The organism is Achromobacter mucicolens (genome assembly GCF_902859725.1).
In the GTDB taxonomy this organism is placed as follows: Bacteria; Pseudomonadota; Gammaproteobacteria; order Burkholderiales; family Burkholderiaceae_B; genus Achromobacter; species Achromobacter mucicolens.
The window spans coordinates 40088-53463 of sequence record NZ_CADIJP010000016.1; the positions used below are offsets into that span (position 1 = coordinate 40088).

14 protein-coding genes are annotated in these 13376 nt (G+C 64.0%); 10 read left to right on the plus strand and 4 right to left on the minus strand.

What is annotated here, in order from left to right:
* The 4 genes from HV786_RS19655 to yjgA form a co-directional block, all read right to left on the minus strand.
* Positions 1-816: an ABC transporter ATP-binding protein gene (locus HV786_RS19655; protein ID WP_056327928.1), complete on the minus strand. Its 816-nt coding sequence runs from the start codon at positions 814-816 to the stop codon at positions 1-3.
* Positions 816-1820, minus strand: a complete 1005-nt coding sequence (locus HV786_RS19660; protein WP_128829904.1) for an ABC transporter substrate-binding protein — start codon at positions 1818-1820, stop codon at positions 816-818. The genes HV786_RS19655 and HV786_RS19660 overlap by 1 nt, the downstream gene beginning before the upstream one ends.
* A 365-nt stretch (positions 1821-2185) precedes the next feature.
* Positions 2186-2860 (minus strand): alpha/beta hydrolase, encoded by a 675-nt coding sequence (locus tag HV786_RS19665; RefSeq protein WP_128829905.1) that lies wholly within the window; start codon positions 2858-2860, stop codon positions 2186-2188.
* Positions 2861-2877: 17 nt separating this feature from the next.
* Complete coding sequence (gene yjgA / locus HV786_RS19670; protein WP_056327830.1) at positions 2878-3429, minus strand: ribosome biogenesis factor YjgA; 552 nt, start codon at positions 3427-3429, stop codon at positions 2878-2880.
* A 58-nt stretch (positions 3430-3487) separates the two neighbouring features.
* Here yjgA and pmbA point away from each other — a divergent pair, with 58 nt between their 5' ends.
* From pmbA to argC, 10 genes are all read left to right on the plus strand, one after another.
* Positions 3488-4852, plus strand: coding sequence for a metalloprotease PmbA (gene pmbA / locus HV786_RS19675; RefSeq protein ID WP_128829906.1), 1365 nt, complete (start codon positions 3488-3490; stop codon positions 4850-4852).
* Between the two features lie 164 nt (positions 4853-5016).
* Positions 5017-6111, plus strand: coding sequence for a TRAP transporter substrate-binding protein (locus tag HV786_RS19680; RefSeq protein WP_128829907.1), 1095 nt, complete (start codon positions 5017-5019; stop codon positions 6109-6111).
* Positions 6112-6366: 255 nt separating this feature from the next.
* Complete coding sequence (locus HV786_RS19685; RefSeq protein WP_056327833.1) at positions 6367-7521, plus strand: ABC transporter substrate-binding protein; 1155 nt, start codon at positions 6367-6369, stop codon at positions 7519-7521.
* A 168-nt stretch (positions 7522-7689) separates the two neighbouring features.
* Entirely contained in the window at positions 7690-8571 is an 882-nt protein-coding gene (locus HV786_RS19690; RefSeq protein WP_056327834.1) for a branched-chain amino acid ABC transporter permease, read from the plus strand.
* 3 nt (positions 8572-8574) lie between these two features.
* Positions 8575-9450 carry a branched-chain amino acid ABC transporter permease gene (locus HV786_RS19695; protein WP_056327835.1) on the plus strand — a complete coding sequence of 292 codons (876 nt, stop codon included), beginning with the start codon at positions 8575-8577 and terminating at the stop codon, positions 9448-9450.
* The gene (locus HV786_RS19700; protein ID WP_062841598.1) at positions 9443-10231 is read left to right on the plus strand and encodes an ABC transporter ATP-binding protein; all 789 of its coding nucleotides are present in this window, start codon (positions 9443-9445) and stop codon (positions 10229-10231) included. The genes HV786_RS19695 and HV786_RS19700 overlap by 8 nt, the downstream gene beginning before the upstream one ends.
* On the plus strand, positions 10228-10938 hold the full coding sequence (locus tag HV786_RS19705) for an ABC transporter ATP-binding protein (RefSeq protein WP_056327837.1): 711 nt from the start codon (positions 10228-10230) through the stop codon (positions 10936-10938). Before HV786_RS19700 ends, HV786_RS19705 begins: the two co-directional genes overlap by 4 nt.
* Before the next feature lie 308 nt (positions 10939-11246).
* Positions 11247-11675: a 50S ribosomal protein L13 gene (gene rplM / locus HV786_RS19710; RefSeq protein ID WP_008163100.1), complete on the plus strand. Its 429-nt coding sequence runs from the start codon at positions 11247-11249 to the stop codon at positions 11673-11675.
* A gap of 9 nt (positions 11676-11684) precedes the next feature.
* Positions 11685-12077 carry a 30S ribosomal protein S9 gene (gene rpsI / locus HV786_RS19715; protein ID WP_008163098.1) on the plus strand — a complete coding sequence of 131 codons (393 nt, stop codon included), beginning with the start codon at positions 11685-11687 and terminating at the stop codon, positions 12075-12077.
* Positions 12078-12273: 196 nt separating this feature from the next.
* Positions 12274-13338, plus strand: coding sequence for an N-acetyl-gamma-glutamyl-phosphate reductase (argC, locus tag HV786_RS19720; RefSeq protein WP_056327838.1), 1065 nt, complete (start codon positions 12274-12276; stop codon positions 13336-13338).
* Positions 13339-13376 lie beyond the last annotated feature (38 nt).

Consider the following 13376-nt stretch of genomic DNA (forward strand, 5'->3'; position numbering starts at 1 on the left):
TCAGCCCTCCACATGGACGTCCAGCTCGTCCCAGAGCTGTTTGAAGTAGGTGTTGAATTCCGGCCGCGAGCGCGCCTGGAACGGGGTGGGGCGGACCTGGCCGTCGCCGTAATGGATGCGGTACTGGCTCTTGAGCCGCCCGGGCCGGCGCGACAGCACGATCACGCGATCGGTCATGGCGATGGCTTCGCCGATGTCGTGCGTCACCAGCACCACGGTCTTGCCTTCGCGGCGCAGGATGTCCACGACCTCGTCGGAGATGGCCAGCCGGGTCTGCGAGTCCAGCGCCGAGAACGGCTCGTCCAAGAGAATCACGTCGGGCTCGGTGACCAGCGTGCGCGCCAGCGCCGCGCGCTGGCGCATCCCGCCCGAGAGCTGCCGCGGCGTGTGCGACAGGAACGCGCCCAGCCCGCATTTTTCAAGCAGATGCACCGCGCGCGCCTCGCTGCGCGCATCGCGCCGCCCCTGAATCTCGGCGCCCAGCATCACGTTGTCCAGGATGGTGCGCCACTCGAACAGGTAGTCCTGCTGCAGCATGTAGCCGATGCGGGCGTTCGGCTTGGTCACCGCCTGTCCGTCGACCAGCACCGCGCCCGAGGTCGGGGGAATCAGGCCCGCGATCAGCGACAGCAGGGTGCTCTTGCCACAGCCGCTTTGGCCGATCAGGCTGACGAACTCGCCCGGCGCCAGGCTGAACGACACGTTGGACAGCGCTTCGGTCTCGCCTTCCGGCGTGAAGTACGACAGACAGACGTCGCGCAGTTCGATCTTGGCCGTGGCGGGCGCCGGCTTGAGGTTGTGGATGGCGGCTCCCATCATTGGGCCTTCTTGGCAAAGTCGGCGATCACCACGTCCTCGTACTTCACGCGTGCGCTGTCCTTCATGACCGCGCTGGCGATCAGCATGTCCTGAAGCTGCGTCATCGCCTGCGCCGTCACGAGCGGCGTGGTCTTCCAGATCTGATATTGCTTGTAGCGCTCGATCGCCTCAGTCACCGCCGCCTGATCCATGCCGGGAAAGAAGGTCATGATCTGCGGGGCCAGCGTGGCCGCGGGCGTGTCCTTCACATACTTCTCGGCGCGCGCCACCACGTCGGTCCAGGCCTGGATGACCTTGGGGTTGTCGCGGATGTATTTATCGGTGGCGGTGAACACCGTGTAGTCCACCTGGCCCACTTCATGTCCCACAGACGCGACGATGTGCCCCTTGCCGTTGCGCACCAGCTCGCCCGCCTCGGGCTCCAGGAAAATGCCGTATTCGCCCTGGCCCGCCATCCAGGCGCCGGCGCGCGCGGGGATGCCGATGTTGTTGAGCAGCTCCACGTCCTTCTGCGGATCCAGGCCATGTTTGCGCAGCGCGGTTTCCAGGAACACGATGGGATTCGATCCGGGGCGAAAGCCGATGACCTCCTTGCCCTTGAGCATGGACCAGTCGAACTTGTCGATCGGCTTGCGCGCCAGCAGGAAGAAGCCGTCGGTGGCGGTCAGGCCGGCGAAGATCTTCGGTTTGACCGGCGATTCGCTGTTCTGCACATAGATGGACGCTTCTGGCCCGATCAGCACGATGTCCGCGCTGCCCGACAACAGGGCGGTCATGCCCTTGTCGGTGCCTTGCGACGTCTTCATGGACACGTCCAGGCCGGCGTCCTTGAAGTAGCCCTGCGACAGCGCGACGTACTTGGGCACGTACAGGATGGATCGCACCACCTCTTCGTATCGCACCTTCACGGGGGGATTCAGGGCTTCGGCCTGAGCGGCCAAAGGGGCAAGCAGCGCGAGCAGCGCCGCGCCTGCCAGGCGGGGCAAGGGCGAGGTCTTCACGGGACTTTCTCCTGCGTCTTGAATGCCACGCCGACAATCGGCGCAACACGGCCAATGGGATGGATCGACTGCAACAACAGGGAAGCCCGAACAGTGCACGCCCGGGCCGGTGAGGCTTGGATCGAATACTATATTCAAGACAAGCGGGCGACAAGCTTTTTGCGATTGGCGTTTTTCTCTATGGACGTGCGTCGCCGCTGCCCCGAAAATTCGAGGCTGGAATACCAGTTGGTATACAAAATTAGATTTCGAACCGCTGAGGCGGGCTCATTCCATCGTAGGCGGGGAAGCGATTGGCGCCCATCGGCCTGGGACACGGGCCGCGCGCGGCGCCGCCCGTCATCGTCCCTAGGCTGAGTGTCGCATCACACCAGGACTTCGTTCAGGAAGGTCGAAATGTCGGCCACTTCCTCGGCGCAAACCGAGTGCGGCATCGGGTACGTGTGCCAGCGCACGTCGTAACCCAGCCGCTTGAGTTCGGCCAAAGACGCTTCGGCACGCGCCAGCGACACGACCGGGTCGTACTGGCCGTGGGCCATGAAGATGGGCGTGGCGTCGTTGGCGGGCTGACGCTCGGCCTCGACGCTGTCCACCAGCGGCAGATAACCCGACAACACCATCATGCCCGCCAGCTTTTCGTGCAGCCGCAGGCCGGTGTGCAGCGTCATGGCGCTGCCCTGTGAAAAACCCGCCAGCACGATGTTGGACGTGGGAATGCCACGCGCGTTTTCGCGCTTGATCAGCTTGTGGATGGCCGCTTCCGAGGCGCGGATGCCGCGGCCGTCTTCCACCCGCACCAGGTCCATCACCAGAATGTCGTACCAGGACCGCATCGCCATGCCGTTGTTGATCGTCACGCGCTGCACGGGCGCGTTCGGGAACACAAAGCGCACGCCGAGTCCGGCGGGCAACTGCAGCTCCGGCACGATGGGCGCGAAATCGTTGCCGTCGGCGCCCAGTCCGTGCAGCCAGATCACGGCGTGCGTGGGATTGGGGGCGGTTTCGATCTCGATGCAGTCGAGCAGGTCGGTTGCGGTCATGGATGGGCGGTAGGCAATTAAAGGGTGAGCGTCTTGAGGGCCTGGAACAGCGCGCGGTAGTGTTTCTTTTGCGGCTCCTGGCCCTGCAGCAGCGAGGCGTTGGCCAGCTTTTCCTTGCGGGCGGCCCGGATCAGCGTGCGCAGTTGCTGCACGTCGGCCTGCGGATTGTTGTTCAGCAGGCGCGTGAACGCGTCGTCGTCATCGAGCAGCCGGTCGCGTAGCGTTTCCAGCCGGTGCATGGCGGCCGTTTCCTCGCGGGAGCCGTTCTCCCAGACGTCGAGCTGCTTGCGAATGACGTCGGCCGGCGCGTCGCGCATCAGCTTGCCGACGAAGTGGACCTGGCGCCGCAGGCCTTCGCGGCCGGTGGTGCGCTGCGCCATACGGATCGCTTCGTACAGGCGCTCTTCGAGCGGCAGTTGCTTCAGACGTTCGGGCGACAGCGCGATCAATTGCTTGCCCAGGTCCAACAGGGCGTGCATTTCACGCTTGACCTGGGACTTGCTGGGACGGTCGTAGCCGTTCTCGTCGTAACCGTCGTCGACGGAATCTTCTTGGGGATGGGAATTCATGGAAAACTGCGCAATGACAGACTTGGCTATGATAACCGTCTCTGCAAATTGGACTGCAATGGTTAAAACCTCCTCATCCTTGCCGCTGGCGGCGAATCACGCGCGTTTTTCCGAACTTGTCGAGCAAACTCTGGCCTACGCGCGCCAGATCGGCGCTTCCGACGCCGCCGCGGAAGTCTCGGAAAGCCTGGGACTGTCCGTCTCGGTGCGCAAGAACGACATCGAAACTGTTGAGCAAACCCGCGACCGGGCGCTGGACCTGACGGTCTACGCCGGCCAGAGCCGCGGTTCGGCCTCGACGTCCGACTTTTCCGAGGCCGCGCTGCGCCAGACGGTCGAAGCCGCCTGGCACATCGCTCGCCACACCGCCGCCGACCCGGCCGCCGGCCTGCCCGACGCCGACCAGCTGGCCACCGAATTCCCCGACCTGGACCTGCATCGCGCCTGGACCGTTTCCACCGAGGAAGCGGCCGAACTGGCGCTGCGCGCCGAGCGCGCCGCCCGCGAGGTCGATGCGCGCATCACCAATACCGACGGCGCCACCGTCGGCACGTACGAAGGCCAGTTCGTCATGGGCAACACGCGCGGCTTTCTGGGCGGCTACCCGTATTCGCGCCACAGCCTGTCCGTGGCGCCCATCGCGGGTCGCGGCAACGGCATGCAGCGCGACTACTGGTACTCCTCCGAACGCGATCCGGCCAAGCTTGCCTCGCCCGAGGCCATCGGCCGCTACGCCGCCGAACGCACGCTGTCTCGCCTGTCGGCCCGCCGCGTGCGCACCGGCAAGTTCCCGGTCCTGTTCGAGGCGCCGCTGGCGCTGGGCCTGGTCGGCGCGCTGACGCAGGCCGTCAACGGCGGGGCGCTGTACCGCAAGGCGAGCTTCCTGGTCGATTCGCTGGGCAAGCCGCTCTTTCCCAAGCACATCAACCTGGTCGAGGATCCGCACATCCGCGGCGCCATGGGCAGCTCGCCGTTCGACGACGAAGGCGTGCGCACGCGCCGCCGCAACGTGGTCTCGGCCGGCGTGCTGGAAGGCTATTTCCTGTCGTCCTACACCGCGCGCAAGCTGGGCATGACCACCACCGGCAACGCCGGCGGTTCGCACAACCTGGTCTTCAGCTCCACGCAGACCCAGCGCGGCGACGATTTCGAAGCCATGCTCAAGAAGCTGGGCACGGGCTTTCTCGTCACCGAGCTGATCGGGCAGGGCGTCAACTACGTGACGGGCGATTACTCGCGCGGCGCTTTCGGCTATTGGGTCGAAAACGGCCAGATCCAGCACGCGGTTCAGGAAGTCACCATCGCCGGCAACCTGGCCGACATGTTCCAGCAGATCGTCGCGGTGGGCGCCGACACGATCTCGCGCGGCACCAAGACCACCGGCTCCATCCTCATCGAGCAGATGGCCATCGCCGGCACCTGATCCCGCCCGCCGGCGGCGCGCCGCGCGCCGCCGGACCCTGTTTTGCCCGCTTTGCAATCCCTTGCCTTTCCGGGATTTCCTCTAGCCGTTCCTGTGTTCGCCTGCGTGTAATATCCGGCGGGTATTGCTCGAAGTCCCGGGTGTTGCTGTATAGGAGCAAAGTGATGCAACGACGTTCATTCCTGAAGCGCGCCAGTCTGGGCGCCGTCGCCGGCGCCGCCGTCAGCTCGCCCGCGTTCGCCCAGGACATGCCCTCGATCAGCTGGCGCCTTTCCTCGGGCTTTCCCAGCGCGCTGGACCTGCGCGTCGGCGCGGCCGAGAGCTTCTGCAAGTTCGTCGCCGAATCCACCGCGGGCAAGTTCAACATCCGCCACTTCCCGGACGGCGAAGTCGTTGCCGCCGCCGACCTGATGGAAGCGGTCTCCACCAAGAAGGTGGAATGCGGCCACGTGTCCTCGCGCAGCTACCACGCCAGGAATCCCGCGTTCAGCTTCGACGCGGCAGTGCCGTTCGGCCTGAACGCGCGCCAGATGAACGCCTGGATGAGCGAGGGCGATGGCCTGCGCCTGACGCGCGAACTCTTCAAGCCCGAAAAGATCATCAACTTTCCCCTGGGCAATACCGGCGCCCAGATGGGCGGCTGGTACATCAAGGAAATCAAGCGCGAAGGCGATCTGAAAGACCTGAAGATGCGGGTAGACGGCTTGGCGGGGGACGTGCTGTCCCGGCTTGGCGTGGCGCCCCAGCAAGTTGAGCTCGCCGCCTTGGCGCAGGCCTTCGAAAAAGAGGGGCTGCAGGCGGTGGCCGGGGCGGGCGCCTACGAGGACGCCAAGCTCGGATTGAATAAAGTAGCTAAGTATTACTACGCACCCGGCTGGTGGGCGGGCGGCGAACAGCTCTCGCTCTACATCAACGACGAGGCCTGGAACCAGTTGCCCAAGCATTATCAATCGGTGGTGCAGTCCGCGGCCCTGGCCGCACACACCGCCGCCACGGCGCGTTATGACGCGCTCAATCCGCAGGCGCTGGCTCAGCTGACGGCCAACGGCGCGCAAGTGCGGGCTTTTCCCCGGTCCATCATGGACGCCGCGTTCGAGGCCTCGCAACAGGTCTACAAGGACTTAAGCGCCAAAGACCCCAGATTCAAGGCATTGCACGACAGTTACATGGGCTTTCGCGACAGCGAGATGCCGTGGTTTCGCCTGACCGAGGGCGCGTTCGGCCAGTATCTGGGCGTCGCGTTGTCGGGCAGGAGTTAGGAGGGAAGCCGGTGCCGAATGGCATTCGGCGAGTTTCAGGGTTTGTGCTAGTAACCACACGTTTTTTACAAAAAAATGGGCGGTTTTGAGGCTTTTGTTGAACGGCATTCGAGTTTCGGCCTGATACAAAGGAGTAATATCCCGGGTCTTGACGCGCATACATGCGGCCTTTAGGCGGCATCGACGTCAATCCGGCAGGATTACATCAGCCCGGATTACCAATATTCCGAGACAGACTTTAAGGTGGTAACAACCATGCAATCCAAGACCAAAAAGCTGCTGGCCGCGCTGATCGCCGCCGGTATCGTCCCGGCCGCCCACGCAGCCGACATCAAGCTGGGCGTGGCTGAAGCCCTGTCCGGCGGCGCCGCCCAGTACGGCGTGTCGATCCGAAACGGTTTCCAGCTCGCGGCTGACCAAATCAACGCGGCCGGTGGCATCAACGGCAACAAGATCGTGCTGGTGATCGAAGACGAGCAAGGCAAGAAAGAAGAAGCCATCAACGTCTTCAAGAAGCTGATCTTCAAGGACAACGTCCTGATGGTCTTCGGTCCCACCCTGTCGAACTCCGCCCAGGCCGCCGACCCGGTCGCCCAGGCCGCCAAGACGGTCGTCTTCGGCACCTCCAACACCGCCGACGGCATCACCTCCATCGGCAACTACGTGTTCCGCAACTCGGTCACCGAAGCCGACGTGCTGCCCGCCACCATCTCCACCGTCAAGGCCAAGACCGGCCTGAAGAACGTGGCGGTGCTCTACGGCAACGACGACGTCTTCACCAAGAGCGGCTACGACAACTTCAAGAAGGCCCTGGAAGACCAGAAGATCCCGGTCACGACGACCGAAACGTTCGCCAAGGGCGACGTGGACTTCAAGGCCCAGCTCACCAAGATCAAGGGCACCAACCCCGACGCCATCGTGCTGTCCGCACTGCTGGCCGAAGGCGCCCCGATCATGGTCCAGGCCCGCCAGCTCGGCCTGAACGTGCCCGTCATCGGCGGCAACGGCATGAACTCGGTCAAGATTTTCGACCTGGCCCCCGGCGGCGCGTCGAACAATCTGTGGATCGGCAGCCCGTGGTCGATCGAAAACAAGTCCCCCGAGAACACCAAGTTCATCGACGCCTACAAGGCCAAGTTCACGAATGCCCCCGACCAGTTCGCGGCGCAGTCGTATGACGCCATGTACATCGTCGCCCAGGCCCTGAAGAACACCAAGCTCACCGGCGAACTGCCCAAGGATCGCGCTGCCCTGCGCGACGCCCTGCCGTCCGTGACCTGGACCGGCGCCACCGGCCCGTTCAAGTTCCGTCAGGCCAATGATCGCGCCGGCAAGCCGGCCGGTTACGACGCCGACCAGGCGCCGATCGTCAGCGTGACCAAGGACGGCAAGTACGTCATCGAGAAGTAAGCAGTACGCATCCCCGCGCGGGGGGATGCGCCTTGCGGATGGCCTCCCGGCCGTCTGCAAGGCGCTTTTTATCGCAGGGCCTCACCAAGTAGAAAGCTTCCCCGGAAGCACACCAGACCTCGCTGTGGGCACGGCGAGGCGGCCCTATCAGATTTGGAAAGTCCCATCATGTTCGAACAACAATTCGTCAATGCCTTGTCGCTGGGCTGTGTGTATGCACTGTTCGCGCTGGGCTTCACGCTGATCTTCGGCGTGCTCGGGGTGATCAACCTGGCGCATGGCGCCGTCTTCATGGTTGGCGCCTACGCAGCACTGGTCGTGGTCGAGCAATTCAGCCTGCCCTTGTGGGCCGCGCTGATGGTTGCGTTCTTCGTCGCCGGCTTTACCGGGGTCATCATCGACTACCTGGTGCTCAAGCCGCTGCGCAAGCGCAACGCACCCCACCTGATTCCCATGATCGCCACCATCGGTGTCGGCATCATCCTGAACAACGGCGCCCAAAGCATCTTTGGCGCCAGCAATCTGCGCTTCCCGCACGGCACCGTGCCCGAGGAAGTCATCGAAGTCGCCGGCCTGCACCTGACCGTCATCGAACTGGGGATCATCTTCCTGTCGTTCGCGCTGATGGCCGTGCTGATGTTCGTGATGCGCCGCACGCAGTTCGGCCGCGCGCTGCGCGCCATCGCCGAATCGCCCAAGGCCGCCTGGCTGCTGGGCATCAACGTCGAAAAGCTGTTCATCACCACCTCGTTCGCCGCGGCCGCCCTGGGCGGCGTGGCCGGCGTGCTGATCGGCCTGTACTCGAACGCGCTGTTCCCGCTGATGGGCCAGCCGATGCTGCACAAGGGCATCGCGGTCATCATCCTGGGCGGCATGGGAGACATCCGCGGCGCCATGCTGGGCGGTCTCTTCCTGGGCTTCGCCGAGGTGCTGTCCGTCGCTTACATCGGCTCCACCATGCGCGACGCGGTGGCTTTCGGCCTGCTGTTCCTGATCCTGCTGGTCCGCCCGCAAGGTCTGTTCGGCAAAGTGGTTCAACGCAAGGCTTAAGGTATGAGCGGATTCGAAAATTTCTGGGCCATCTACGGCAACCTGGTGCTGACGCTTGGCACCAATGCACTCCTGGCCCTCTCCATCTGGCTGACGCTGGCCTGCGGCATGCTTGCCATGGCCAACGCCGCCTTCATGGGCATCGGGGCCTACACGGCCGCGCTGCTCACCATGAATTACGACGCGCCGTTCGCGGTCGCCCTGGCGGGCGGCATGGCCGCCCCGGCGCTGGTCGCGGCCCTGATCGGCCTGCCGACGCTGCGGTTGTCGGGGGTCTATCTGGCGATGGCCACGCTGGGCTTCGGTGAAGTGGTCCGCGTGACCATCCTGAACACCGAGTCCATCACCGGCGGCGCACTGGGCCTGAACGGGATTCCCCAGCTCACGCAGTGGTGGCATGTGCTGCTGGCCGTGATCATTGTGCTGTTCGTGCTGTGGCGCGTGCGGGCCTCCAAGATCGGCCGTTCCTTCGACGCCATCCGCGGCGACGAGACCGCCGCCGGCATGATGGGCATCGACGTGCGCGCCAACAAGATGCTGGCCTTCGTGGCCGGCGCGGTGATCGCCGGTCTTGCCGGCGCGTTGAACGCGCACCTGACGTTCTTCATCGGTCCCAACGAATACGGCTTCGACCGCGGCGTCGAAATCCTGACGATGGCGATCCTGGGCGGCATCGGCGGCCTGGCCGGCCCCGTGCTGGGCAGCTTCATCATTACGACGCTGCCCGAATTGCTGCGCGGATTTGCGGATCTGCGCCTGATCGCGAATGGAGTGATCCTGGTGGTGATTGTGTTGTTCCTGCCGCAAGGCATCTGGGATCCGGCGCGCTTCAAGCGCTGGATGCGTCAAAGCCGCCAGGGAGGAAAGCGCCATGCTTGAGCTCTCCTCCGTCTCCAAGAGCTTTGGCGGCCTGCATGTGCTGCATGACGTCAGCCTGTCGGTGCCCGAAGGCGCCATCTTCGGCCTGATCGGCCCGAACGGCGCCGGCAAGACCACGGTGTTCAACCTGATCACCGGACTGCTCCCGCCGAGCGGCGGCTCCATCACCTTCCAGGGCGAGAGCGTGCTGCGCAAGAAGCCGCACAGCATCACCCGCATGGGCATCGCCCGCACGTTCCAGAACATCCGTCTCTTCAAGGAGATGACGCTGCTGGAAAACGTCGTCGTGGGCGCCTACCGCCACATGAACTACGGTTTCCCCAGCCTGCTGCTGGGCCTGCCGGGTTACCGCGAACACGAGCAGCGCGCCCGCGAACGTGCGCACGAGCTGCTGACTTGGATGCGCCTGGACCACAAGGCCAACGATCTGGCCGACAACCTGTCCTACGGCGAGCAGCGCCGCCTGGAGCTGGCGCGCGCGCTGGCCACCGAGCCCAAGCTGCTGCTCCTGGACGAGCCAGTCGCCGGCATGAACACCGGCGAACGCGCCGAACTGATGCGCGAGATCCTGGCCATTCGCGACCGCGGCTACACCATCCTCATGATCGAACACGACATGCGCTTCGTCATGGGCTTGTGCGAACGCATCGCGGTGCTGAACTTCGGCAAGATCATCGCGTGCGGCGGTCCCGAGGACATCCGCAACAACGAACAGGTCATCGAGGCCTACCTGGGCCGCGAAGACGACGAAGACACCGAACAAGCGGAGGCCGCCAAATGAGCGCCATGCTGGAAGTCCGCGGGCTCGAGGTCAACTACGGCCACATCGAAGCCGTGCGCGGCATCGACCTGGACCTGAACGCCAATGAAATCACCGCCCTGGTCGGCGCCAACGGCGCCGGCAAGTCGACGACGCTGCTTGCGCTCTCGGGCCTGCTGCCCAAGGCGCGCGGCCGCATCCTCTTCGAGGGCGAAGACGTCACCAACCTCGCGCCGAACCAGCTGGTTGCGCGCGGCATCGTGCAGGTGCCCGAAGGCCGGGCCATCCTGACCACCATGACGGTGCTGGAAAACCTGGAACTCGGCGCCTATCGCCGCGGCCTGAAGAACGTCGCGTCCGATCTGGAATACGTGTTCAACCTGTTCCCGCGCCTGAAAGAGCGGATCAGCGGCATGGCCGGCAACCTGTCCGGCGGCGAGCAGCAGATGCTGGCCATCGGCCGCGCCCTGATGGCCAAACCGCGCCTGCTCTTGCTGGACGAACCTTCAATGGGTCTGGCGCCGATCGTCGTGCAGGAAATTTTCCGGTCGCTGCGCGCCATCAACGCCGATGGCCTCACGCTGTTCCTGGTCGAACAGAACGTGCGCCAGGCGCTCAAGATTGCCCAGCAAGGCTACGTGCTTGAAAACGGCGCCATGGCGCTGACGGGCACCGGCCGCGAACTGCTCGGCCACCCGCGCGTCCTGGAAGCCTACCTGGGCGCCTGACGGGCAGGGGGGGGGGGCAGCATGTGTCCCCAGATGAATTTTGCGGCGGCTGTCCAGGGATGGCCGCTGCGAATCGCCCGAATTCTGTCCGCTTGCCCATTTTTTGAGCAGCCGTGTTAGAATTTCAGGCTTTCCCTCATTTTGACCTTTGCACGGGCGGATTCATAACGCTTAGGCGGGGGGCGATATGGGCTGGAATTTGTACCTGAAGGGCTGCAACCCGAAGGGCTGCAAATTTTGGCCTAGTCTGGGAAAGAACACTGGCTGGATGTTCCGGCCAGAGCAAATTTTTATTCTTAGGAACCATCATGAAGACCTTTGTGGCCAAGCCGCATGAAGTCCAACGTGACTGGTTTGTGATCGACGCCAAGGGCAAAGTCCTCGGTCGTGTGGCCAGCGAAGTCGCACGTCGTCTGCGTGGCAAGCACAAACCTGAATTCACGCCTCACGTTGATACCGGTGACTACATCGTCATCATCAACGCGTCCGATATCGTTGTTACCGGCGCCAAGGCGAAAGACAAGAAGTACTTCCGCCACACGACGTACCCGGGCGGTATCCGTGAAACGAACTTCGAGAAAATGCAAGAGCGTTTTCCCGGCCGTGCCATTCAGAAGGCCGTCAAGGGCATGCTGCCCAAGGGTCCTCTGGGCTACGCCATGATCAAGAAGCTGAAGGTCTATGCTGGTGCCGAGCACCCGCACACCGCCCAGCAGCCCAAGACGCTGGATATCTAAGGAAACGCCATGATCGGTAACTGGAATTACGGAACCGGCCGTCGCAAAACTTCGGTGGCTCGCGTTTTCATCAAGAAGGGCACTGGCAAGATCGTCGTCAACGGCAAGCCCGTCGACGAGTTCTTCGCTCGTGAAACCGGCCGCATGGTCGTGCGCCAGCCGCTGGAACTGACCGGCCACCTGGAATCGTTTGACATCAAGGTCAACGTGCACGGCGGCGGCGAAACCGGCCAAGCCGGCGCCATCCGTCACGGCATCACGCGTGCCCTGATCGATTACGACGCCACGCTGAAGCCCTCGCTGTCGCAAGCTGGCTTCGTGACCCGCGATGCCCGTGAAGTCGAACGTAAGAAGGTCGGCTTCCGCAAGGCGCGTCGTCGCAAGCAGTTCAGCAAGCGTTAATGCCCTGCAAAAAGCCCGCTTCGGCGGGCTTTTTGTTTTTGGGCCGGCACTGCCGTGTCATCGCCCGCCCCGCGCGGAACTCCGCGCCACGCGTTCGGTCGGAAAAAGGTTTGCAGTGGCAATTCCAGCACGGCTGCCGCATTACCGGGATTCCCGAGCGATACAATCGTTATTCGTTCTCCGAAGAGCATTCATCATGGCCCAAGCATCGAACACCCGCATCAAGGTTGGTATCGTCGGCGGCACCGGATACACCGGTGTCGAACTGCTGCGCTTGCTGTCGCAGCATCCCAACGTGGAATTGACTGCCATCACGTCCCGCAAGGAAGACGGCCTGCCCGTCGCCGACATGTACCCGAACCTGCGCGGCCGTGTGAAGCTTGCATTCTCGGCCCCGGAAAAGGCTTCGCTGACTGACTGCGACGTCGTCTTCTTCGCCACGCCCCACGGCGTGGCCATGGCGCAGGCGCAAGAGCTCATCGCCGCCGGCACCCGCGTCATCGACCTGGCCGCCGATTTCCGCCTGCAGGACATCCCCACGTTCGAACGCTGGTACAAGATTCCCCATACCTGCCCGGACATCCTGGCCGAGTCGCAATACGGCCTGGTCGAACTGAACCGCGAAGCCATCTCCAAGGCGCGCGTCATCGGCAACCCCGGCTGCTACCCCACCACGGTCCTGCTGGGCCTGGCGCCGCTGCTTGAAGGCGGCAAGGCGCTGGTCGATACGCAAACGCTGATCGCCGACTGCAAGTCGGGTGTGTCCGGCGCCGGCCGCAAGGCGGAGGTGGGCTCGCTGTTCTCGGAAGCGTCCGACAACTTCAAGGCCTACGGCGTGGCCGGGCATCGCCACCACCCCGAAATCACCGCCCAGCTGGAAAAGCTGGCCGGCGGCAAGGTCGGCCTGACGTTCGTGCCGCATCTGGTGCCGATGATCCGCGGCATGTTCTCCACCATTTACGCCCGCATCCAACCCGAGGCGCGCGACACTGACTTTCAGGCCCTGTTCGAAGCGCGCTACGCCGATGAACCCTTCGTCGACGTCATGCCTGCCGGCAGCCATCCCGAAACGCGCTCGGTGCGCGGGTCCAACAACCTGCGCATTGCGCTCAGCCGCCCGGGCAACGGCGACCTGCTGATCGTCATGGTGGTGCAGGACAATCTGGTCAAGGGCGCCGCCGGTCAGGCCGTGCAGAACATGAACCTCATGTTCGGCATCCCCGAAACGATGGGCCTGGACCAGGTCGCCATCCTGCCGTAACGCCAAGGCGGCCCGTTTGTCGGGCCGCCAATATTGCT

Coding starts and splice junctions, on each gene's coding strand:
- HV786_RS19680 (WP_128829907.1), top strand. CDS start 5,017: ATGCAACGACGTTCATTCCTGAAGCGCGCCAGTCTGGGCGCCGTCGCC.
- pmbA (WP_128829906.1), top strand. CDS start 3,488: ATGGTTAAAACCTCCTCATCCTTGCCGCTGGCGGCGAATCACGCGCGT.
- HV786_RS19700 (WP_062841598.1), top strand. CDS start 9,443: ATGCTTGAGCTCTCCTCCGTCTCCAAGAGCTTTGGCGGCCTGCATGTG.
- argC (WP_056327838.1), top strand. CDS start 12,274: ATGGCCCAAGCATCGAACACCCGCATCAAGGTTGGTATCGTCGGCGGC.
- rpsI (WP_008163098.1), top strand. CDS start 11,685: ATGATCGGTAACTGGAATTACGGAACCGGCCGTCGCAAAACTTCGGTG.
- HV786_RS19695 (WP_056327835.1), top strand. CDS start 8,575: ATGAGCGGATTCGAAAATTTCTGGGCCATCTACGGCAACCTGGTGCTG.
- yjgA (WP_056327830.1), bottom strand. CDS start 3,429: ATGAATTCCCATCCCCAAGAAGATTCCGTCGACGACGGTTACGACGAG.
- HV786_RS19655 (WP_056327928.1), bottom strand. CDS start 816: ATGGGAGCCGCCATCCACAACCTCAAGCCGGCGCCCGCCACGGCCAAG.
- HV786_RS19665 (WP_128829905.1), bottom strand. CDS start 2,860: ATGACCGCAACCGACCTGCTCGACTGCATCGAGATCGAAACCGCCCCC.
- rplM (WP_008163100.1), top strand. CDS start 11,247: ATGAAGACCTTTGTGGCCAAGCCGCATGAAGTCCAACGTGACTGGTTT.
- HV786_RS19690 (WP_056327834.1), top strand. CDS start 7,690: ATGTTCGAACAACAATTCGTCAATGCCTTGTCGCTGGGCTGTGTGTAT.
- HV786_RS19685 (WP_056327833.1), top strand. CDS start 6,367: ATGCAATCCAAGACCAAAAAGCTGCTGGCCGCGCTGATCGCCGCCGGT.
- HV786_RS19705 (WP_056327837.1), top strand. CDS start 10,228: ATGAGCGCCATGCTGGAAGTCCGCGGGCTCGAGGTCAACTACGGCCAC.